At 32.7% G+C, this 21,858-nt stretch carries 18 protein-coding genes and 1 pseudogene; 9 read left to right on the top strand and 10 right to left on the bottom strand.

Annotated elements, in window-relative coordinates; genetic code table 11:
* Positions 1-1,077: 1,077 nt before the first annotated feature.
* Together ACN0TY_RS16325 and ACN0TY_RS16320 are read right to left on the bottom strand one after the other, a co-directional pair.
* A complete protein-coding gene (locus ACN0TY_RS16325; protein ID WP_417445300.1) occupies positions 1,078-2,334 on the bottom strand; it encodes an HNH endonuclease in 1,257 nt (418 codons plus the stop codon).
* 68 nt (positions 2,335-2,402) lie between these two features.
* Positions 2,403-3,269: a tyrosine-type recombinase/integrase gene (locus tag ACN0TY_RS16320; RefSeq protein WP_417445299.1), complete on the bottom strand. Its 867-nt coding sequence runs from the start codon at positions 3,267-3,269 to the stop codon at positions 2,403-2,405.
* 191 nt (positions 3,270-3,460) lie between these two features.
* Between ACN0TY_RS16320 and ACN0TY_RS16315 the strand changes: the two genes are divergently transcribed.
* From ACN0TY_RS16315 to ACN0TY_RS16305, 3 genes and pseudogenes are all read left to right on the top strand, one after another.
* Positions 3,461-3,862 (top strand): hypothetical protein, encoded by a 402-nt coding sequence (locus ACN0TY_RS16315; RefSeq protein WP_417445298.1) that lies wholly within the window; start codon positions 3,461-3,463, stop codon positions 3,860-3,862.
* Between the two features lie 96 nt (positions 3,863-3,958).
* Positions 3,959-4,255: pseudogene (locus ACN0TY_RS16310) on the top strand (hypothetical protein); the annotation flags it as partial.
* A 594-nt stretch (positions 4,256-4,849) separates the two neighbouring features.
* The gene (locus ACN0TY_RS16305) at positions 4,850-5,950 is read left to right on the top strand and encodes a serine hydrolase domain-containing protein (protein ID WP_417445297.1); all 1,101 of its coding nucleotides are present in this window, start codon (positions 4,850-4,852) and stop codon (positions 5,948-5,950) included.
* Positions 5,951-6,856: 906 nt separating this feature from the next.
* On the opposite strand, the gene leuB is transcribed toward ACN0TY_RS16305, so the two are convergent.
* The 4 genes from leuB to ACN0TY_RS16285 form a co-directional block, all read right to left on the bottom strand.
* Entirely contained in the window at positions 6,857-7,975 is a 1,119-nt protein-coding gene (leuB, locus tag ACN0TY_RS16300; RefSeq protein ID WP_236958460.1) for a 3-isopropylmalate dehydrogenase, read from the bottom strand.
* Between the two features lie 14 nt (positions 7,976-7,989).
* Positions 7,990-8,580, bottom strand: a complete 591-nt coding sequence (gene leuD, locus ACN0TY_RS16295; protein ID WP_236958459.1) for a 3-isopropylmalate dehydratase small subunit — start codon at positions 8,578-8,580, stop codon at positions 7,990-7,992.
* Positions 8,581-8,695: 115 nt separating this feature from the next.
* Positions 8,696-10,093 (bottom strand): 3-isopropylmalate dehydratase large subunit, encoded by a 1,398-nt coding sequence (gene leuC / locus ACN0TY_RS16290; RefSeq protein WP_417445296.1) that lies wholly within the window; start codon positions 10,091-10,093, stop codon positions 8,696-8,698.
* A gap of 92 nt (positions 10,094-10,185) precedes the next feature.
* Positions 10,186-11,358 (bottom strand): 2-isopropylmalate synthase, encoded by a 1,173-nt coding sequence (locus ACN0TY_RS16285; protein WP_236958457.1) that lies wholly within the window; start codon positions 11,356-11,358, stop codon positions 10,186-10,188.
* 153 nt (positions 11,359-11,511) lie between these two features.
* Between ACN0TY_RS16285 and ACN0TY_RS16280 the strand changes: the two genes are divergently transcribed.
* Positions 11,512-13,056 (top strand): hypothetical protein, encoded by a 1,545-nt coding sequence (locus ACN0TY_RS16280; RefSeq protein ID WP_236958456.1) that lies wholly within the window; start codon positions 11,512-11,514, stop codon positions 13,054-13,056.
* A gap of 118 nt (positions 13,057-13,174) precedes the next feature.
* Complete coding sequence (locus tag ACN0TY_RS16275; RefSeq protein ID WP_417445295.1) at positions 13,175-14,023, top strand: DMT family transporter; 849 nt, start codon at positions 13,175-13,177, stop codon at positions 14,021-14,023.
* A gap of 25 nt (positions 14,024-14,048) precedes the next feature.
* Here the strand turns inward: ACN0TY_RS16275 and ACN0TY_RS16270 are convergent, their stop codons facing one another.
* From ACN0TY_RS16270 to gcvT, 4 genes are all read right to left on the bottom strand, one after another.
* Positions 14,049-14,339: a helix-turn-helix domain-containing protein gene (locus ACN0TY_RS16270; RefSeq protein WP_417445294.1), complete on the bottom strand. Its 291-nt coding sequence runs from the start codon at positions 14,337-14,339 to the stop codon at positions 14,049-14,051.
* Entirely contained in the window at positions 14,329-14,685 is a 357-nt protein-coding gene (locus ACN0TY_RS16265; protein ID WP_417445293.1) for a type II toxin-antitoxin system RelE/ParE family toxin, read from the bottom strand. The genes ACN0TY_RS16270 and ACN0TY_RS16265 overlap by 11 nt, the downstream gene beginning before the upstream one ends.
* Positions 14,686-14,809: 124 nt before the next feature.
* The gene (locus tag ACN0TY_RS16260) at positions 14,810-15,625 is read right to left on the bottom strand and encodes a sugar nucleotide-binding protein (protein WP_417445292.1); all 816 of its coding nucleotides are present in this window, start codon (positions 15,623-15,625) and stop codon (positions 14,810-14,812) included.
* Positions 15,626-15,665: 40 nt separating this feature from the next.
* Entirely contained in the window at positions 15,666-16,754 is a 1,089-nt protein-coding gene (gene gcvT, locus ACN0TY_RS16255) for a glycine cleavage system aminomethyltransferase GcvT (RefSeq protein WP_417445291.1), read from the bottom strand.
* A 315-nt stretch (positions 16,755-17,069) separates the two neighbouring features.
* On the opposite strand from gcvT, the gene ACN0TY_RS16250 reads away from it, so the two are divergent.
* The 4 genes from ACN0TY_RS16250 (at position 17,070) to ACN0TY_RS16235 (ending at position 21,714) form a co-directional block, all read left to right on the top strand.
* Positions 17,070-18,143 (top strand): Gfo/Idh/MocA family protein, encoded by a 1,074-nt coding sequence (locus tag ACN0TY_RS16250; RefSeq protein ID WP_417445290.1) that lies wholly within the window; start codon positions 17,070-17,072, stop codon positions 18,141-18,143.
* A gap of 791 nt (positions 18,144-18,934) precedes the next feature.
* Complete coding sequence (locus ACN0TY_RS16245) at positions 18,935-20,056, top strand: serine hydrolase domain-containing protein (protein WP_236958447.1); 1,122 nt, start codon at positions 18,935-18,937, stop codon at positions 20,054-20,056.
* A 138-nt stretch (positions 20,057-20,194) separates the two neighbouring features.
* Positions 20,195-20,800 carry a hypothetical protein gene (locus tag ACN0TY_RS16240; protein WP_236958446.1) on the top strand — a complete coding sequence of 202 codons (606 nt, stop codon included), beginning with the start codon at positions 20,195-20,197 and terminating at the stop codon, positions 20,798-20,800.
* Positions 20,801-21,063: 263 nt separating this feature from the next.
* The gene (locus tag ACN0TY_RS16235) at positions 21,064-21,714 is read left to right on the top strand and encodes a hypothetical protein (RefSeq protein WP_236958434.1); all 651 of its coding nucleotides are present in this window, start codon (positions 21,064-21,066) and stop codon (positions 21,712-21,714) included.
* Positions 21,715-21,858: the final 144 nt, after the last annotated feature.

Below are 21,858 nucleotides of genomic sequence, written 5' to 3'. Positions count from 1 at the left end.
CGCTATAACGTCTTACATATCCATCATTTTTATACATATACAATTGTTTTAGTGTATACATATTTCAGGACGGGTCAAAATTGCTCACAACGGTTTGTGTATGGTTTCGTTATGAGTAAAAGTACCTAAAATCTCCACCAAAGCATAAATATACCAAAAAGGCGTTGAATTTTCGGTAGAAAATTCAGCAGTAATGAACTATACACCTTGTTACCTTATGTTGCGCCCGTTTAGAGTGGAGAAATATAAAATGATTACTTAAATTTTGGAAAACAAAAAAGGTAGCCAAAAACCGTTTTTTTTATCCGTAACGTGTCCGCCAAAATCGCTAAATTTTTTAGTTGTTAGTTTAATCATTGTTACAATCAATATTTGGATCGAGATCACCTTTAAAATGTCGAATAATGATTTAGATCAATATTTTAACTTCCCTTTTTTAAAGGCTTTAATCTGTAATAATTTAACAAGATTAGTGAGTATAAGAGCAGAGTAGGGCAATAGAAGGTAACGTTAAGTGTAATGTGCGTTTTAATGCACTTTACATAGTGTTATAGGTATGTTTCCCTAAAAATATGAAATATATCCTTAAAGTTGAGAAACAGTAGTTCCAAAAGTGAGCATAATAGGACCTAATGGTAGCTGGTTTAAAACAACTATTGATTTTATATTAGTATACTAGCAGTGGTTGTTTTAAAATAGTAAGAGTCAATTTTAATTTATTAATAATATGATAATCAGTTGACTTTTACCAAAAAAACAACTACCTTCTAGTCGTTGTATAAGTTTCTCTAACATTCCCAATGTTTAAAAGAGCGATCTTTTACAGTGGTCACTGCGAGAAACTTAAAAACTACAACTGATACTCCTAGAAAAAATTAAAATTAACCACATCCTTTATCCATCAAAATAAGCCTTTCCAGCTACTATTTATCCGATTCACTTTTGTAATTACCTATAACGGTCTCGGCTATGAGTAGTTGCGTGGGTTAACGATTAACTTAGCAAGTACACACCAAACTGAAAATCCGCGAGGATTTTCAGAAGTAGGCGAGAACAAGCAATTACTTATAGCCATTGTTAGGCAATGTTATTTAATTTATCTTTTGTTATTAAACGTAATATATTTTTATCTTTTTCCGAATAACTTGTTCGGTCAAAATTGAATTGATTAAGAATGTTTTCCACTTCGTCACTTGCGAACATACTCAACTTTATAAGCATTCCATATTCTTCATCTTCTATTTCTTCTGGAACTTTAAAATACTTAATGGAATCACTTCGGAAAATGAATTTATTAAATTCTGTTTGCTCAACTCCGACCATTTCTGTAGCCGTTTTTAAGTCTTTGTAAATTGACTGTTCAAATTTATTTTCGTCAAAATCTTTGAATGCTTTACCTATATATTTTAAAGTATTTATTCCGTCACGAATTTCCGAAAATGACATAGCATTATGCATTTCCAATCTTTCATAAGAAAATTCTTTTGGAATTTCAGGTTCTATAGATTCTTCACTATCATTTTTCCAATTTTGCACATCTTCAGTCCATTGTTCCAAAAGTCCACGCCATTGTGACCAATTCTTAGATTCAATCGATTTTGGAATAACTTCATTTTCTAAATCTTCAGTTATTCTTTCTTCGGACCAACCAACTTCTTTCAAAGCATTTACATAATTGTTTAAAATTATTGAACCTTTTTTATTGTCCCAATAAGAAAATCTGTTTCGACAAATTCCCTTGATATAAGCCATTTTCTTTTTCAGTTCAGGCATATTTTTTAGAGCGCAAATACCACCAACTTTGTCAAATGCTTGTTCAACACTTTCTTTGGTGATATTACCATCATCGTCAAAAACAAGGTATTTTTTATTTGCAATATCGATTGCTTCTAAAATGTCTTCAATTGGAAATTTCTTGATTAATTTATCTAACGATTTAAGTCCATTTTCATTTAATGAGTATGGGTTCATCATTGAAGCCCAATAATCACTTACCATCGTAACTTTTTCGTCCTCGAATTCAGTTAGCGATTTTTTCCATTCAAGCATTAATTCAAGTTGTTCTCTTCTTTCCTGAATTATTTCTAATTGTTTCCGCTGTTTTTGAATAACTGTATCATCTGTCAGTAATCGAGCTTTTTTGCCTCTGTTACAATCAAAACAACTTGTGATAAGGTTGATTATTTCATTTGTTCCACCATTAGCAACTGGGTCAATATGGTCAACTTCAAGTACTACATCTGGGGCTTTATTCCCACAGTATTGACATTGGAATTTATCTCTTTTAAATACTTCAAACCGTATTTTTTTAGAAAGTGATTTTCTTTTTGTCATTTATTTATATGCGGTTCTTTTTAATATTGCCTAACTATTAAATAAACGCAATTGCGTTTATATCTCTTTCAAATATACTTTTTTTTATGTAATTCTAGGGGGCTAACTATATTTGTAAGGTTTTCAGTGCTAACATGTGTGTAAATCTCAGTGGTTTTGCTAGAATTGTGCCCTAAGAGCTTCTGGATGTACCTTAAATTAGTTCCATTCTCTAATAAATGTGTAGCAAACGAATGCCGTAATGTATGTACCGTAGCCAACTTATTCACTTTCGTAGTATATAAAGATTTTTTAAATACTTGTCGGATACTAGAAGTGCTATAACGCTCACCCTTTCTACCTTCAAAAAGCCACTTTACAGGTTTATATTTTTTATAATATCTTCTCAATAGATCCAGCTCCATACAAGATAATAAGGTCATCCTATCCTTTCCGCCTTTACCATTACGTACCCAAATACACATGCTCTTAGAGTCAATATCGGTCATCTGTAAATTTATACATTCAGAAATCCGCAAACCAGAAGCATATATAAGTGTCAAAATTGCTTGATGCTTTAAATTGTTTGGACTATTAATAATAGATGCGGCTTCTTCTAATGTAAAAACCACAGGTAATTTCACACTCCTTTTAGGACGTATTAAAACAAAATGCTGCTTAGGATATCCCAAAATATGCTCTATATAAAACTTAATAGCATTAATACTTTGGTTCTGATAAGACACAGAATAACCTTTGTCTACAATCAGTTCCAGGTGGTAATCCGTTATATGTTCACTACTTAATTTATGTAATGGCAAAGGCCACAAGTGCCTTAAAAATTGTTTAAACATATGCTGATAAGTCCTTATAGTGTTCGCACTATAATTTCTTAATCTAAGTCTATCTAAATATAGATGTAAAGATTCTTGATATGTTTTTTGTAGCGGATTCATTATTAGAGCAAAAATCCTCTATAAATTAATTATAACTATATTTATAAGCGTTTACATGCGTATATAAACGTATAATATATGCTCACCGACTCTTGCTATACCTAAAAGAAACGCAAGGAAATTCCTTTCAAGTTTTATTATTCAATAAAAGAGGAGATTCTTTTTAAATAGATTTAAATTAAAATATACTTATGAAAAAAAGATTCTGTTTCTTTTGTAACGATGAATTACATGGTAGATCAGATAAAAAATTCTGTGATGCCCAATGTAGAAGCAATCATCATAATAACAATAAAGCTGCTCACGAAAAATTAATTCAATATACCAATAGTTTACTTCGTAAAAATAGGGGGATTTTGGCTCACTTTTGCCCACAAGGTAAAGCAACGGTTAGGAAGGAAGTATTGGATGCTATGGAATATGAGTTTTCAATTTTCACAACAATATATCCTTTTAAAGGAGGGAATTATTTCTTTTGCTACGATTATGGTTTTCTTCCTATAACCGACGAAAATGGAATCAAAAAAATTGTAATCGTTCAGCACCAAAACTATATGAGTAGATTAAAAGTCAACCCATGGAAAGTAAAATAATTTCTCTATTTTTATAGCCTAAATATTAAAGAGATGAAAAAGATAGGTATTATTTTTGCTTGTATTATAGCAATTGGAGCTGGAGCGTATTACTTTATAAGTACTGCAGAAACTAAATCCACTACGATCACTTTAGAGGGATACGATAGTGAAGCTGCAGCAAAGGAAACGCCAGTAGAATCTTTTCAGAACACAAATACACCACAAAATACAACTGCTAGCGGTATGAACCCTGCACACGGACAACCGGGCCATCGCTGCGACATCGCCGTGGGTGCGCCATTGACTGCTCCCGTAGATGGGTCGTTGTTAAACACCAATGGAACTACGCTTAACCCTGCACACGGGCAACCTGGTCACCGTTGTGACATCGCTGTTGGTGCGCCTTTACCTACAAGTTAGGCTTTAATTTACAATGGTTTTATTAGGAAGAAAGCAGTGCTTTTTTACAGATTGTTTCACGAAAAGTAGTTCCATAAAAACTGCTCTTTTGTTGCTTTTAGGGTAATTTATGAGCGACTATGTCTTGTTCATTATTTATTGGGCGTTCCTCTTGCTTCACAAGCGGCGGGCTTTACGCGCTACACGGTAGCTTGCTGCAATCCCTAACGCAAAAGAAACAAATAAATAGGAGGGAAGGAGAATGAGTTATTGCCTCTGTAGTAGCTTTATCGCTTATTATTACTATTAAAGCCTAGTTTCAGCTGAAAATGATAAAATCATAAAGGACAAAAACACGCTGAATCAAATTTTTACTAGAATCGAAACTAAAGATGGTAAGGATAACAAAAATGGTTTAGGTTTATCAACTGGAAAAGTAAAGAGTTATACAAGTTATGGACACGGTGGGTTTTAGGAATCGTAATTTTATATTTTCCACAATTGGATACTTCAATAGCTGTTTTTATCTTGGAACGTGATAAAAGAACATTAAGAAAACTGTTTTAGAAGTATTGTTGCTTGAACTAACAAAAGAAAATTGAAAGTATGAACATAAGCTTAAAAACTTATCTAGCGGCAGTTACGCTATTCATTGGAATATTATCTTACGGTCAATCAAATAATCAAAAAAAACTGAAAATCAATTCATATTTAAACAGTTTAAATGGGGATGATTTTTCGGGAACAGTCTTGGTTGCCCACAACGATAGTATCATTGAACAAAGAGCTTACGGATTAGCAAGTATCGAATTCAATGTAAAGAATAAAATAGATACTAAGTTCAATATTGCTTCTATTACCAAACTATTTACTGCTGTAGCAACTTTGCAACTCTACGAGCAAGGAAAGTTAAAATTGAATAGTCCTATTGGAGAATATTTACCTGATTACCCAAACAAACTCGTAAGAGATTCCGTAACGGTTCATCAATTACTTACCCACACTTCAGGACTTAATAATTTTTATGTGGCAGACGAGAATAAAATAAAAAATTTAGAATACAAGACAATTTCGGACTTCATGCCCCTTTTTGTTAATGATACACTTTTATCAAAACCCGGAACTAAATATAATTATAGTGCAACAGGAATGGTGGTTCTTGGTCTAATCATTGAAAAAGTTAGTGGTAAAAACTATTATGATTATTTAAGGGAAAATATATTCAAACCCGCTGAAATGCCTAACACAACCGAATTGGAAATCGATTCTATTGTAAATAATAAAGCAAGTGGATATACCTCAATGTTTGGGGAAAACAAAACCTTGAAAAAGAATGATTATTATTTAACAAAAGCATCACCAGGTGGATTTTATTATTCAACTGTAAACGACTTGTTTAACTTTTCAAAGGCCTTAAGAAACTATAAACTACTAAAAAAAGAAACAACCGAGTTAATGTTTGAACCAAAAGTGAAAGGTTATAATACGCACATGGGATATGGTATTGGTGTTGACCAAAGATACAACCAAACTATTCTTGGCCATAGTGGTGGTTGGTACGGAATACATTGTGAATTAATGGATTTTATGAACGACAATTATACCGTTGTAATTTTATCCAATATAGATGATGGAGGAAATAATGGAGCTTCGAAGTTATCTGATTTTTTTATGGAATTGATAGCTGACAAGAAACTAGAAAAATAAGGTTAAACATCAAACGTAAAGAAGTATTGCACAACATTATGTACAAGCAATTGTGGTTTAAGTGATAACTTGAACCGTTTTTATATTTTATTAAGTATCTTTCTTTCCGAAAAGTAGTAACAATAATTCCAATACTACTCATACCCTAAGACCGTTAGCTGAATACAAAATAGAAAAATTCATAGATAGGAAAAACTGGAGTGTTGAAATTGAAAAATTGTAATCCATTTTATTTTGATTTTTATTAATTTATTAAATATATATACAAAATAGTAGCTATAAGTATTAGAAATGAATACAGATAAAGGGATGTTAAATTAAATTTTTCTTTTATGAGGTAAAATAAAGATAATATGGGTAAAATAATAAGTGAAGCTATCATTGGAAGCCATAAAATTTCAAAAACTGCTCCTACTACAGCAAAATAGTAAACATTAAAGGACTGTCCTATATACCAAAAAACAGCTGTTATAACACTCAAAATAAGAACTAATCTTGGTTTTTTTGAATTGAATGTATTATTTATGTCTTTTTTCATAAACCTCAATTTATATTATTTTCTTAAACAACTTTTCAATGATTTCAGAATTTTGGTTGTCAATGAATGCTAACTTCTGAATATACTCAAATTAATGATCATTAATTTTTAAAAAGGGCGGCTAACAAGATTTAATAAATAGTGCGTAAAAAACCTGTTACTTTTCATATAGGAAACCATTAATTTTTAATGCTATTAAATTCTAATTTCAGCTGAATACAATAAAAAAGGGCGGCTAAAAATTATCACAATACTTAATCTAGTTTTATAAGTTAAAGGCAGTTCTACAATGCTTTAAAAACTATAAGTCAGAATGTTTTCTTTTTAGGCACCCTTTTTAAGTACACAAATATATAAGTAGCAACTATTTAGATAATAGTTGATTTTCCGTAATCAATATTTTCTTGATTATAATTAATTATTTCCTCTGCATTTGCAATATAATCAGCAATAAAATTCCCAACTTCAGAAGTTGTTTTCTTACTATTTACATCTAAATCTGGAGTCACAAAATTAATTTCTAATGCTTTTTCTACAGCTTTATTAATAGCTTTTGCTTCTTCAAATAATTTAAAATGCTCCAATAACATAGCCGCAGATAATATAGAAGCAATTGGGTTTGCAATTCCTTTTCCTGTTGCCTGTGGGAAAGATCCGTGAATAGGTTCAAACATTGCATTTTCATCTCCTACAGAAGCAGAAGCTAATAATCCTATCGAACCTCCAATAACACTTCCTTCATCAGAAATAATATCTCCAAACATATTTTCCGTTAGGATAACATCAAACTGACTCGGATTCAAAATCATTTGCATCGCTGCATTATCAACAAAAAGGAAATCTAATTCTACATCGTCATAGCTTTTCCCAATATTGGTAACCACTTTACGCCATAGTCTAGAAGTTTCCAATACATTGGCTTTATCTACCAACGTTAATTTTTTTCTTCTTGCACGAGCAGCTTTAAAAGCTAAATGAGCAATACGCTCAATCTCATAATCTGAATATTCACAAAGATCGGAAGCTACACTTCCTTCTTCATTTAGTTTTTTCTCACCAAAATAAATACCTCCCGTAAGTTCACGGAAAATAGTAAGATCGGTTCCTAAAATGCGGTCTTCCTTTAATGGAGATTTCTCAATTAGAGTAGGGAAGGCCTTTATTGGGCGGATGTTAGTAAATAATCCAAGCGATTTTCTTAATTTAAGTAATCCTTGCTCTGGACGCACTTTTGCAGAAGGATCGTTATCATACTTTGGATCTCCAATAGCTCCAAAAAGAACCGCATCAGAATCAAGACATAATTTTAAAGTCTTCTCTGGTAATGGATCTCCAGTCTGGTCGATAGCAATAGCACCAACAGGGGCTTCTTTAAAAGTAAAGGTATGATTGTATACTTCTCCGACTGCTTTTAATGTTTTTATGGCTTGTTTTGTGACTTCAGGACCAATTCCGTCACCCGATAATACTGCTATATCTATATTCATAGTGGTGTGTTGTATTAAAATTTTCTAGAAGCTTCAAATGCTTCGATTTTATCTTTATTACTGACTAAAAAATCGATGTCGTCATAACCATTTACCATGCATGTTTTTTTGTATGCATCGATTTCAAAACTTTCTTTTATATCCGTTCCTTCCATAGCGATAAATTGCTCTTCTAAATTTACCACAAAGTTAGTATCTGGATTTTCTTTTATAGTGTCTAGCATCACTTTCAATGCTTCAGGACTTACTTGTATTGGTAGCAATCCGTTATTAAGAGCATTTCCTTTAAAAATATCAGCAAAATAACTAGAAACAATTACTTTAAGTCCAAAATCAGTTAGCGCCCAGGCTGCATGTTCTCTACTACTCCCGCATCCAAAGTTATCTCCTGCAACTAGGATTTTCCCTTCATAGGTAGTATCATTTAAAACAAAATCTTTATTCTCAGAACCATCCTTTTCATATCTCCAGTCTCTAAAAAGGTTCTCCCCGAATCCTATTTTACTTGTCGATTTTAAAAAACGAGCAGGTATAATTTGATCGGTATCTATATTTTCTATTGGCAATGGTATCGCCTTAGATTTTAATGTTGTAAACTTTTCCATTATATATTGTTAGTATCGAGTATTGTGATATCAAACTACGTGTTTTAATTTATAGTGGACTAAATTCAGCATCCTATTTTAAAAGCCTAGTTAATAACGTTACTCTTATATTTTATTAAACCAATTCTAAAGCGTCTACTTCTTCGGTAACATCTACTATTTTTCCTGCAATTGCAGTAGCAGCAGCTACTAGCGGACTCGCAAGAATGGTACGTGCTCCTTGCCCTTGGCGTCCTTCAAAGTTTCTGTTTGATGTAGATACACAATATTCTCCAGCGGGAATCTTATCTTCATTCATCCCTAAACAAGCAGAACATCCACTTTGACGCATTTCAAAACCAGCAGCTTCAAATATATCTTGAATACCTTCTTCTTTAATCTGTTTTGCTACTTGCTGTGATCCAGGAACTATCAATGCATTTACATTATTTGCCTTTTGTTTCCCTTTAATATATTCCGCAGCAATTCTAAAATCTTCAATTCTAGAGTTCGTACAACTTCCTATAAAAACATAATTTATGTCTTTCCCTAATAGTTTTTCTCCCTTTTTAAAGCCCATATAAGCTAAAGACTTTTCAAAAGAAACGTCATCTTGAGTAGGAATTGCAGCTGTAATTTTTATTCCCATCCCTGGGTTGGTACCATAAGTTACCATCGGCTCGATGTCTGCTGCATCAAAAGTGTATTCTTTATCAAAAACAGCATCTGCATCTGTTGGTAATGTTTTCCAATAGGCTACTTTCTTATCAAATTCTTCCCCTTTAGGAGCAAATTCTTTTCCTTTTACGTATTCAAAAGTAGTTTCATCTGGTGCAATCATTCCTCCACGAGCACCCATTTCTATACTCATATTACAAACCGTCATACGGCCTTCCATAGTCATCGCTTCAAAAACATCTCCAGCATATTCTACAAAATATCCAGTTCCAGAATTGGTTCCTAATTTTGCAATGATATATAGGATTACATCTTTTGGTAAAACGCCTTTTTTAACCTTTCCGTTTACGGTAATACGCATACTCTTAGGCTTGGAAAGCAATAAACACTGACTCGCAAAAACTTGTGCCACCTGACTTGTTCCGATACCAAAAGCAATCGTACCAAAAGCACCGTGAGTAGAGGTGTGACTATCTCCACAAACCATCGTCATTCCCGGTTGTGTAACTCCCAGTTCTGGAGCCATTACATGTACAATTCCTTGGTACGGATGTCCTAAACCATAAAGAGTAACATCGTGTTTTTTACAGTTCTCGGTAAGCATTTCTACCTGTTTTTTAGACAATAAGTCTTGTATTGGTAGATGTTGGTCTTTTGTAGGCACATTATGATCTGCTGTAGCTACAATTTGGTCTTTTCTAAATAGTGGAATGTTACGTTCCTCAAGCTCATTAAATGCCTGCGGACTCGTAACCTCATGAATTAAATGTTTATCTATGTATAATATTTGCGGTCCATTCTCTACAGTATGTACCACATGGCTATCCCAAACTTTATCAAATAACGTTTTACTCATTAATTCTTTTTTTTAATCATTTTAACCCTGAGGCTAAATAAATATCTTCTTATAGCATTCTATTTGTATAGTGAATGCTATAAAAAACCGTTTTAAGCAATTGCTTTAATATCTATCTTACTAATTTCGATGATCTGGTGAATATCACTATCAACGATTTCTTTCTTTCTATCTGCAAAGTTTAAAAATTCTTTATAAACTTCGTCTAATTGTAACTTAGTTAATTCATAACCTACTTTCTTGGCACGATAAGCTAAAGCTGCACGTCCGCTACGAGCAGTAAGTACAATTGCAGACTCTGTAACTCCTACATCTGCAGGATCGATAATCTCATAGGTTTCTCTGTTTTTAATAACCCCATCTTGGTGAATTCCTGAGCTGTGAGCAAAAGCATTCGCACCAACAATAGCTTTATTAGGCTGTACAGGCATTCCCATACTTTCAGAAACCATTTTACTAGTACTATATAATAACTTAGAATTTATATTGGTGTCTAAGTTTAAATATGGGTGTTGGCGTAATACCATAACTACTTCCTCTAAAGAAGTGTTTCCTGCACGCTCTCCAATACCATTAATAGTACATTCTATTTGTCTGGCACCACCAACAACACCAGCAATAGAGTTTGCAGTTGCTAGTCCTAAATCATTATGACAGTGGCAAGAAAGAATAGCCTTGTCTATACCAGTTACATTTTCTTTAAGGTATCTCATTTTAGCACCGTATTCTTCGGGTAGGCAATATCCTGTTGTATCTGGGATATTTAATACCGTAGCTCCAGCTTTAATAACAGCTTCGCAAACACGTGCTAAATATTCATTGTCTGTACGACCGGCATCTTCTGCATAAAATTCTACATCTTCTACAAATGTTTTGGCATATTTTACAGCGGCTACTGCACGCTCTATAATTTCCTCAGGAGTAGATTTGAATTTATATTTTATGTGTGAAGCTGAAGTTCCAATTCCAGTATGTATTCTCGGTCTTACGGCATGTTTAATAGCTTCTGCAGCTACTTCAATATCTTTCTTTACCGAGCGGGTAAGCCCACATACAGTTGCATTTTTTACTATTTTAGCTATTTCTGAAACGGAATTAAAATCTCCCGGACTTGAAATAGGGAAACCTGCTTCGATTACATCAACACCTAGATCGTCAAGACGTTTTGCAATAACAAGCTTTTGTTCTGTATTAAGCTTGCATCCAGGTACTTGTTCCCCGTCTCTTAATGTCGTGTCAAAGATTTGGACTTTTTCTTTACTCATCTTGATAATTTAATGTAATTTCAAATTTGTTATACGAATTTATATTATGTATTCGTAATTTTAAGCCCGCTTAACCATTTCTTTACAATGCTTAAGTATACTTATCGAATAATAATTAATTGATAATCAGTTAATTGAAGTTTTATTTTTACAATGACAAGTCAACAAAAAGACACTTTATTTATATTAGTTAAGTCCCTTTCTAAATCAGAAAAGAGACAATTTAAGTTGTATGTTAATAGGTTAGGAGTAAATGCTGATGCTAAGTTTTTGGCATTATTCAATCTCTTAGATAAGATGAATGATTATAAAGAATCTGAAATCTTAAAAAGTGGGATTGTTAAAAAGCAACAGCTCTCTAATTTAAAAGCTCATTTATACAAGCAGATTTTAGTTAGCTTACGATTAAATCCTGTAAATCAGAATATGCGTTTGCAAATTCGTGAGCAGTTAGATTTTGCTACTATTCTATATCATAAAGGCCTTTACAGGCAGAGTTTAAAAATCTTAGATAAAGCGAAGTCTCTAGCCATAGAAAACCAAGAAAAGGTAGTAGCTTATGAGATTGTAGAGCTTGAAAAAGTAATAGAAACTCAATATATAACCCGAAGTATAAGTGGCCGTGCGGACGAATTGGCAATTCAAGCCAAAGAATTGAGCATGCAGAATGTGCTGACAAGTAAATTATCCAACTTGTCGCTTCAGTTATACGGGATCATGTTAAAATTTGGATACGTAAAAAGCGACGAGGAATATAAATGGGTTACTGAATATTATAAAGCTCACTTACCGAAATTTAAAGTTTCAGAATTAGATTTTAGAGAGAAGCTATGGCTTTATAAAGCACAACTTTGGTATAGTTTTCTTATTCAAGATTTTTTATCGTGTTATAAGTATTCCCTAAGATGGGTGGAGTTGTTTTATGAAAATGAACAGATGATTTACTTAAATCCTGTATTTTTCTTAAAAGGAAATAACTACCTATTGGAGTCGATGTTTTATGTGAAAAATCGTCGTGGATTTAAAGAAGCACTCACAAAACTACAAGAGGTAATTGCTAGTGATAAATTCCCGAAGAATGATAACTTGGAGGTTTTAGCATTTTTATATACCTATAGCAATAAAATAAACCTACATTTTTTAGAAGGTACTTTTGAAGACGGTCTTTATTTAGAAAAGGAGATTGTAGATGGTGTAAAATTACATCGTGATAAAATTGATGAACACCATATTATGGTATTGTACTATAAAATTGCGTGTTTATATTTTGGAGTAGGAGACAATAAGAAGTGTATTTTATATCTTAAAAAGATTATTGATAATAAAAACCTAACCATGAGAGAGGATCTTATGTGTTTTGCTAGGGTTTTAAGTTTGGTTGCGCATTATGAGGCTGGAATGGATTACCATTTGGAGATCCAACTTAAGAGCACCTATAAGTTTTTATTAAAGATGAACGACCTCCATGCCGTACAAAAGGAAATGATTAAGTTTTTAAGAAACTTAGGAGAGATTTTCCCAAGTGAATTAAAAGACGAGTTTAAAAAACTCCATAAATCGCTTAAAAAGTATGAGAATCACCCTTATGAGAAGCGTGCTTTCTTATATTTAGATATAATCTCGTGGTTAGAAAGTAATATCCAAAACCGACCAGTAGGAGATATTATCAAAGAAAAAGCGAAAGAGTTAACTCGATAACTTACTTTTAGGCGTAAATAACACCAACATTTATTTAGTATTTAACCATCTTAAGAATTATTTCTTGAGATAGATTTTTATTTCATTGACTGCAACCAAACAACATTTTAAAAACATATTGGAACTAAACCTCGCTGTACTTCTTATTAGTACTTCGGGAGTTTTAGGGAGATACATAGCGTTACCGCCAGAGCAGATTATCCTTTTTAGAGCTATTCTAGCTGTTGTATTTATCTATGCTTTCTGTAGGTATAAAAAGTTTAATTTAAAGATTGCCGATCGTCAAGATATTAAAGTAGTGCTACTCTGTGGGGTGTTTTTTGGAATTCATTGGGTTACTTATTTCTATGCGTTAAAGCTCTCCAGTGTTGCCATTGGGATGCTTTCTATATACACCTATCCTGTAATTACCTCCTTTTTGGAACCTCTAGTTTTAAAAACTAAATTCCAAAAAGCACACATTGCATTGGCAGTATTGGTACTTACAGGAGTTTATTTTTTGGTGCCAGAAGTAAGTTTTAAGAATCAGCACTTTATAGCGGTTTTATTTGGTGTTACTTCTGCCTTTTTTTATGCGCTTCGTAATATTCTTATGAAACCAAAAGTAGCGAAATACAACGGTTCTGTATTGATGCTCTATCAGCTAGTGATTATTGTATTTATTATGAGTCCGCTGTTGTTTAAGGCTGACTTTACCCTTGTAAAAGAGCAGTTGCTACCTATTGCTTTTCTGGCATTGGTAACTACTGCCATAGGACATACATTATTATTAATGAGTTTTAAGTACTTTAGCGCCACCACAGCTAGTATTATGAGTAGTGTGCAGCCTATTTATGGGATATTAATGGGAGTTGTGTTTTTAGGAGAATTTCCCGCTTGGCATACTATTATTGGTGGGATGCTTATTCTAAGTGCTGTATTTATAGAAGGTTTCCGAAGTGTAAAAGCTTCTAAGAAAGATCTGTAATAAGAAAACTAATATTTTAGGAGTGTTATACTTCTATTGAAATCTTTACTTTTCCACCAAGTCCCTTTTCTACTATATCATATAAAGTTTTTAAAGTAAGGTTACTACCATTGTTTTCCACACGAGAAATATAAGTTCGTTTTTTATCAATAAGCTCGCCTAATTGTTCTTGAGTAAGGTTCTTTTTCTCGCGAGCGTCTCGTAATAGCAATCCAATTTTAAATGATTCAAAATCTCTATCGAGTTCATCTCTTCGGTCAGTACCATTCTTTCCGTATACACTATCTTTTATATCCTTCCAGCTTTTAGTTTCCATTTTTACTATTTTTTTCTTCGTAATAATTATTCATTAATCGGATAGCTCTATTTATTTCTTTTTTAGGTGTCTTTTGAGTCTTTTTTGTAAATCCATTTAAAAGTATAACTAATTTTCCTTCATCAAAAAAACAAAAAACTCTCCATATATTGGATCCTAATTTAATTCGTGCTTCACAAAGCCCTGCATGGTTCTTAATCGCAGATAAATATGTTTTTGGCACATGTTGATATGTTTCAATCATTTCAATAACCTTAAATATTTTATCCTGAACCTTTTTTGGTTGTGCAAGTAAAAAATCTTCGAAATAATTCTTGTATTGTATTACTTGCCTAACTCTTTTCATTACGATTAATGTAACTTAAAAGTTACATTAATCAAAGTTTTAGTTAACTTATTCTAAGTGCTGTATTTATAGAAGGCTTCCGAAGTATGAAAGCCTCTAAGAAAGAGCTGTAATGTTAAAAAGATTAATTTTTAGCATCCAACTCATTAATAATATCATAATGACTAAAAACAAGGTGCTTTGGTAGCATATTATCCTTTGGAAGCACAGCTAGAAAGCGATCAAAATTAGAGGTGTATACATTTTTAAGCAAAGGCTTTTCGTGACCTATAGTTTCAAGGATTTCTTTTATAAACTCATCATGGTGAATAAGGTCTGAACTCCCCAAATGATAAATTCCTTTTTTGTTTCTATTAACTATATAATGAATCTGCTGCGAGAGTTTATCGGCATTGGTAACATTCATCACCAAATCTGGAAACACCTCATAGGCATCATTTTTATCAAGAAAATATTTAAGCTCTTTCATCCGCGGAGAGCTACTTCCAAAGACCATTGGCAATCTTGCAATCACAAAATTCTTCTCTGGAAGTTGCATCAGCGCAGTTTCAATCTTTATTTTAAACTTCCCATAAGTGCTCATCGATAGCGTTTTATCGAACTCATAAGAAGGGTAGTTGCTAAAAGCATCAAAAACATTAGCAGAAGACAAAAATATTAATTTACTATTGCTAGCACGGCAGTAATCCACCAAATCGAGGTGCGTATCTATCTGTGCTTCAAAATTACCCCTTAAGGCAGAAATAATAATGTTTGGTCGCACTTTGGTAAGCACCTCAAACAAGTCGTCTGTTTCCATATTAAAATGAAAAAAGTGCTTATTATCAGCATAAATCTTACCTGTGTGATAGGTGCCATAAGTATCAAAGTAAGGGCATAACTCTTTATAAAGTGCCCCTCCAATAAATCCGCTAGCTCCTAAAATCAATATCCTTTTCAATAAATTTGCCTTTCTTTTTTTAAGAGAACTCTAATTCTCTTTATTTATTTTTATAAAATGGAGGTTTTGTAACCTTGGCAGCAACTTTTTTCTTTCTTATCTGTAAGTAAATAGGAGTACCTTCCGCAGTATTTTCCGTAGAAACATACCCCATACCGATACCTTTATTTAAAGAAGGAGCCATTGTTCCGCTGGTAACTTTTCCGATCACCTCATCTTTATCATTTAAAATCTCATAACCATGTCTTGGAATTCCACGTTCTACCATTTCAAAACCAACAAGCTTTTTTGAGACCCCAGCTTCCTTTTGTCGTTGTAACGCTTCAGAGTTTACAAAATCCTTAGAGAATTTTGTTATCCATCCTAATCCAGCTTCAAGGGGAGAAGTCGTATCATCGATATCATTTCCGTAGAGACAATACCCCATTTCCAATCGCAAAGTATCTCTAGCCGCTAGTCCTATTGGTTTAATTCCAAATTCCTTTCCAGCTTCCAGCACATTATTCCACACTTTTTCTGCAACATCATTTTTACAATATATTTCGAAACCACCGCTACCAGTATATCCTGTAGCAGAGATAATAACATTGTCTACACCAGCAAATTTAGCAACCTCAAAATTATAAAACTTAATAGCAGAAAGATCAACAGGAGTGATAGATTGCATAGCTTCCACCGCTTTTGGCCCTTGGATAGCAAGAAGCGAGTAATCGTCGGACACATTGCGCATATCTGCACCAATAGCCTCATTATATTTAGAAATCCAATTCCAATCCTTTTCAATATTAGAAGCATTTACCACCAATAGGTATTGCTCTTCCTTCATTTTATAGATAATTAAATCATCTACAATACCACCATCTTCATTAGGTAAACAAGAATACTGCGCTTTTCCAATAGTTAATTTTGTAGCATCGTTACTGCTCACTTTCTGAATAAGAGCTAAGGCATTAGGCCCTCCAATTAGGAATTCCCCCATATGGCTCACATCAAAAACGCCTAGTTGCGATCTTACAGTTTCATGTTCTATATTTACACCTTCATACTGCACAGGCATGTTATACCCCGCAAAAGGAACCATTTTTGCACCCAACTCAATATGAATATCTGTTAAAGCTGTATTCTTCATTTTTGTATATTTAAAAAGTGTTATACCTATTATTTGGCGCTGCAAAATTATTTAAAATATTCACAGTAATAAAACAAACACGTACTAATAAAAACTTGTTTTTTTGCAAGGAGCATAAAAGTATGGCTATTTCCAGAAAAAGCTATTGCACAGCCCACAAATGGGAGGCAGACTTTTACTACCAAACAGGAGCACGCTTTATTGGAGTTAGGTAGTTTTGCGTGTGTATTTTATATTGTTAATTTGTAGTAACTAGAGCTTAACAACTAGGTATTAATAAACCTTAAAATAAGAAACCGAAAACCAAAAACTAAAATGAGTAAACTAAAAATATTAGTGGTAGGCTGCGGAAACATGGGCGCATCTCATGCAAAGGCATACCACGAATTAAATGAAGAAGTCGTAATATGTGGACTTGTCTCCACTGGAAAAAGTAAGGAAGTTCTAAATGCAGCATTAGGGAATAAATACCCGCTATACACAGATTATTACACCGCTTTAAAGGAAACCCAACCAGATGCCGTTTGTATTTCTACCTATCCAGACACGCATGAAGCCTATAGTATTGCAGCATTAGAGCAGGGGTGTCATGTTTTTTTAGAGAAGCCAATTGCTAGTACGGCTGCAGGCGCAGAAAGGGTAGTGGAAGTGGCAAAAAAGGTGAATAAAAAAGTGGTTGTTGGGTATATTTTAAGACACCATCCATCTTGGCAAAAATTTATAGAAGTAGCGCAAACTATGGGGAAACCACTGGTAATGCGGATGAATTTAAATCAGCAGAGTCACGGATATATGTGGGATGTACATCGTAATTTAATGAAAACACTGAGTCCTATTGTAGATTGTGCCGTGCATTATATAGATGTAATGTGCCAAATGACAGCCGCAAAGCCTGTGCAAGTTAGTGCCATAGGAGTGCGACTTACAGATGATATTCCGGAGGATAACTATAACTACGGACAACTACAAATACGCTTTGATGATGGTTCTGTAGGATGGTATGAAGCCGGCTGGGGACCAATGGTGAGCGATACTGCTTTCTTTATAAAAGATGTATTTGGACCTAAAGGAAGTGTTTCGATTGTTGCTGATAAAGCTAGTGCTGCTGGAGAATCTGATACGATTGATAGTCATACTAAAACTGAAAAATTAAAGGTGCACCACGCTGCTATTGATGAAGATAATGAATTTATAAAACCAGATGATTGGATTCATTTAAAAGACGAGCCAGATCACCAGGAGTTGTGTAACCGAGAGCAACGCTATTTTCTGGATGCGATTGCTAATAATACAGATCTTACCGCGCATTTAGAAGATGCGGTAAACAGCCTGAAAGTAGCTTTGGCATGCGACGAATCTGTAAAAACAGGCAAGGTAGTTACGTTATAATATTAGCTGCTGAAACAACAAAACCGTACAGTTTATAAGTTAAATACTATTTATACGCTCCAATTCCCCTGAAAATGGGGTGTTATTGGGGCGTAGCTAACAAATTTGTTGATTTTTGTACATTAACGCGCATATGATTCAATCTATAGCAGCCTTGCAGGATCTTCTATATACCGCAGCGGTGAGATAATTTGTATGATGACTTACCGCAAAACTTATAGTTTTACAAAAAACGATACAGCTATAAAGGGATTTTTGCATGCATTTACCCTTTTTAGTCACATTTTTAGGCCTTTTAACTATAAATACCATCAAAATCATACAACAAGTAGATCTTTTAAACCCCTGTTTAGGTCTTTTAATGATGTTTTTAGCTGTTAGGCATAAGCATTTAGCTCCATTACCTAAAATTTTAGGGTCTTACCCTAAAGTTTTAAGCCTTTTAACTGAAAGATTTGAGAACGCTTATTAAAGTTTTAGGTGATTTGAAGACCCGTTAGGGTGTTTTAATGATGTATATAGATAAAAAATAGATGTGTTTAAGTCTCGACCCTAAAACTTTAGGTTGGGAGGCCAAAAACTTTAACCTTTTTAGCTAAAATTTTAGGTTGATCACCTAAAATTTTAACTAATGCATTTAAAACTTCAGTTAATAGACCCAAAAACATCATTAAAAGACCTAAACGGGACACCTTTTGACCTAAATGGAGGTTTATTTTGATGTTAGCAAATATTATTGTAAAACTTGCAACACTTCAAAAAAAGAATCGTCTTTAATAAAAGAATAAAAAATGACACTAAAATTTAAAAGAGTACTACCATTTATTTTCCTCATACTTATTATTAGTTGCAAACCAAAGAGCTCTCAGTTTGATGATATAGGTGAATTAATTTCAAGCGAACTAGATTCATTAATTTCTAAACAAGAAATAGATGGTGCATCCGTAGGTGTTTACTTCAAAGGGAAAATATATGAATTCCATAAAGGTGAGTTAACCAAAGGAGTAAAATCTCCTCCCACAAGTGAAACAATTTATGAAATAGGTTCTTTGACAAAAACTTTTAGCGGAGTATTACTAGCGCAAGCTGTAACAGAGGGAAAAGTCACACTGGATGATGATATTCGCATATATTTGAAGGATGATTTTCCAAATTTAGAATATCAAGGAAACCCAATTACTTTTCGACATTTAGTAACTCACAGAAGTCGTCTACCAATTATTTTCCCTAACAAATCTGAAATCTTTGATAATCCAGATCAAGAAAAACTTCCTTTTCTCATTAAAGAACTGCAAGAAGGTTTTAATGAAAAAGATTTTTTCAAGGAACTCCATAATGTAAAAATAGATACAACTCCAGGATCAAAATTTGGGTACTCAAACCCTGGAGCAAATTTATTAGGTTTCTGTTTGGAGAATATTTACAATATGTCATATGAAGAAATCCTAAAAAGTAAAATTTTGACTCCTTTAAAAATGGAAAACACTAAAATAACTTTGACCGAGAAAGATAAAAAACTCTTGGCACAAGGTTATAATGATAAGAACGAAAGAATGCCTTTTGAACCGGAAATGCCAATGAAAGCAGCAGGAGGTATTGTTTCAAATATTAGTGATATGATGCAATATACTGCTTTTCATTTAAATCAAAATAACGATGTGATTAAAATTTCCCACAAGAATCTACTCGGATTATGGGACGATTTTGATAATGGTCTTTTTTGGCAAATATTTATTGACAAAAACAAACCGAATGTAATTTTCCAAAATGGAGGAACATTTGGAACTTCTAGTTGGTTAACTCTTATTCCAGAAAACCAAATAGGAGTTTTCATTGTCACCAATAAAAAAGGAAATAAAACCCATAGTCATTTAAGTAATACGGTAGATAGAATAATAGAGAAATTAAAATAAAACATTTGCTAACTTTAGCGCTGAAACACGCAACGAAATCATACACAAACACGTTGTAAAACATTTGGCAAACTAAGAAACATTTTCTCTAACCGAGTAGCATAACCAAACTAATTACGCTTTAAAAAAATAGAAATAATGAAAAATATACTACTAACAGTGATTTTAACTATGGCTTTTACTGTTGCAAATGCAACTAGAACAAATGAAAGAGTAGTAGCAGAAGTAATTTTTGAAAATATAACAAGCAAAAAATCCATTTCAGGAGAATTCTATATTAATCAAACTGATGAAAAAATTGCAATATCCAAAATTGAAAACTTTAAAATAACATTGCCAAAAAAAGGAAAATATCAATTTAGATTTGATACAAAAGATTTTATCGCATTAATTTCTTATCCTAAAAGAATTACTAACAGAAAGAACACTATTAAAATTCAATTAATTTCTAAATATCACTCAGCGTATTTAGGGTTAGAAGTTACAGATGAGCAAATTGAAAATAGAATTTTAGACGAAAATGTAAATTTTATAGTGCACAGTATTGATAATTCAATACCCGCTGAATATTCAGAATTTAAGAAAAAATATGGAATTGGGCTAATAAAAGAAAATTGTGCCGTCGATCCCATTTCAATGAAAAATGCAAGAGAAAATAATCAGAGAATTTCTAAATACTTGACAGATAAATATGGTAGAATTTGGTTAGTAGGGATTAAAGAAAAACCATTTGGAATAAAATAAAAACTGCGTAGAACAACGTGCATCCTATGAAAAGCACTAGTCTAGTTTTTCAAAGTTAATATTTAGTATTGTAAAGTTGTAAAACTGCAAAGTCGCTAATCTGCAAATTTGCAGAAGGCATTTCTCTATTCTGTACTCTTTTATCTTTACTCTTTTTTTCTGATTACGGTTTCCCGTAAATAGTTTCTTAATTGAATTGCTATATTTGAAGGAGAAATAAGCGTGAGAGCGTTTATCTAATAGTTATATGCAAGCTGAGAAAAATGAGAGCTGAAACACTAATTTTAAAAAAAAGATTATCTGAGATTCGAGATACATTACTCGAACTAGAATTTATAAAAAAGGATATTAAAAGTTTAAGCGAAAGTTATAATTCACAAGAGAAAGAAATCTTAACCGAGTCTATGTTTTTTAATAGACTATATAGAAACTACATAAGACTATTCATTATTGATATTTTTAAATTAATTGGAAAAAAGGAAGACCACAATATTCAAAAGCTTCTTGAATTCTGTAAAATAAACTTAAAAAGAATAGATTGGGAAAATTCAATTTCACTACAAGAATTAAATGATTTATGTGATAATTTATCAACGATTTCTACAAAATTTGAGCAAATAGAAGGTTTACGGAATAAATATTACGCTCACAACGACAAGAGAAAAAAAACTTTTAAATATGATATTTCGTTAAAAGAATTATGGGAAATTCTAGAAGGTCTTCAAAATATATTCAGTGAATTAAATTTAAAATTTGATAACCATCACTGGTATTTTGATATTCAATATACAACGCCAGGTGTTATTAATAATTTATACAAATTCAAAAAAATACGAAAATTGACATTAAACGGATATGGAAAATTAGATTCAACTATAGAAATTCAAGAACTATTAAAAATTATGAGAGGTTAAAAGCCTGCATATAACAAAGTACTGTGGTAAAAAACAAGTAAAAAAGCATTAACTTTTCACTAAAGTACTTCTATAAGAATCATCATATATTAAACCTGATTTGGCGATGGCAAAAGCCTGTTTTAGAAGCTTATTACACACAGC

The sequence above is a fragment of the Joostella sp. genome, assembly GCF_048266025.1.
Taxonomy (GTDB): Bacteria; Bacteroidota; Bacteroidia; order Flavobacteriales; family Flavobacteriaceae; genus Galbibacter; species Galbibacter atrarenae.
The sequence above is the reverse complement of the archived record's forward strand: the minus strand, read 5'-3'. Positions and strand labels throughout refer to the sequence as shown.

What these genes read in the sequence shown, in the direction of transcription:
- ACN0TY_RS16245 (WP_236958447.1), top strand. Translation starts at nt 18,935, where the DNA reads ATGACACTAAAATTTAAAAGAGTACTACCATTTATTTTCCTCATACTT.
- leuC (WP_417445296.1), bottom strand. Translation starts at nt 10,093, where the DNA reads ATGAGTAAAACGTTATTTGATAAAGTTTGGGATAGCCATGTGGTACAT.
- ACN0TY_RS16285 (WP_236958457.1), bottom strand. Translation starts at nt 11,358, where the DNA reads ATGAGTAAAGAAAAAGTCCAAATCTTTGACACGACATTAAGAGACGGG.
- ACN0TY_RS16270 (WP_417445294.1), bottom strand. Translation starts at nt 14,339, where the DNA reads ATGGAAACTAAAAGCTGGAAGGATATAAAAGATAGTGTATACGGAAAG.
- ACN0TY_RS16265 (WP_417445293.1), bottom strand. Translation starts at nt 14,685, where the DNA reads ATGAAAAGAGTTAGGCAAGTAATACAATACAAGAATTATTTCGAAGAT.
- ACN0TY_RS16325 (WP_417445300.1), bottom strand. Translation starts at nt 2,334, where the DNA reads ATGACAAAAAGAAAATCACTTTCTAAAAAAATACGGTTTGAAGTATTT.
- leuD (WP_236958459.1), bottom strand. Translation starts at nt 8,580, where the DNA reads ATGGAAAAGTTTACAACATTAAAATCTAAGGCGATACCATTGCCAATA.
- ACN0TY_RS16315 (WP_417445298.1), top strand. Translation starts at nt 3,461, where the DNA reads ATGAAAAAAAGATTCTGTTTCTTTTGTAACGATGAATTACATGGTAGA.
- leuB (WP_236958460.1), bottom strand. Translation starts at nt 7,975, where the DNA reads ATGAATATAGATATAGCAGTATTATCGGGTGACGGAATTGGTCCTGAA.
- gcvT (WP_417445291.1), bottom strand. Translation starts at nt 16,754, where the DNA reads ATGAAGAATACAGCTTTAACAGATATTCATATTGAGTTGGGTGCAAAA.
- ACN0TY_RS16235 (WP_236958434.1), top strand. Translation starts at nt 21,064, where the DNA reads ATGAGAGCTGAAACACTAATTTTAAAAAAAAGATTATCTGAGATTCGA.
- ACN0TY_RS16320 (WP_417445299.1), bottom strand. Translation starts at nt 3,269, where the DNA reads ATGAATCCGCTACAAAAAACATATCAAGAATCTTTACATCTATATTTA.
- ACN0TY_RS16240 (WP_236958446.1), top strand. Translation starts at nt 20,195, where the DNA reads ATGAAAAATATACTACTAACAGTGATTTTAACTATGGCTTTTACTGTT.
- ACN0TY_RS16280 (WP_236958456.1), top strand. Translation starts at nt 11,512, where the DNA reads ATGACAAGTCAACAAAAAGACACTTTATTTATATTAGTTAAGTCCCTT.
- ACN0TY_RS16305 (WP_417445297.1), top strand. Translation starts at nt 4,850, where the DNA reads ATGAACATAAGCTTAAAAACTTATCTAGCGGCAGTTACGCTATTCATT.
- ACN0TY_RS16250 (WP_417445290.1), top strand. Translation starts at nt 17,070, where the DNA reads ATGAGTAAACTAAAAATATTAGTGGTAGGCTGCGGAAACATGGGCGCA.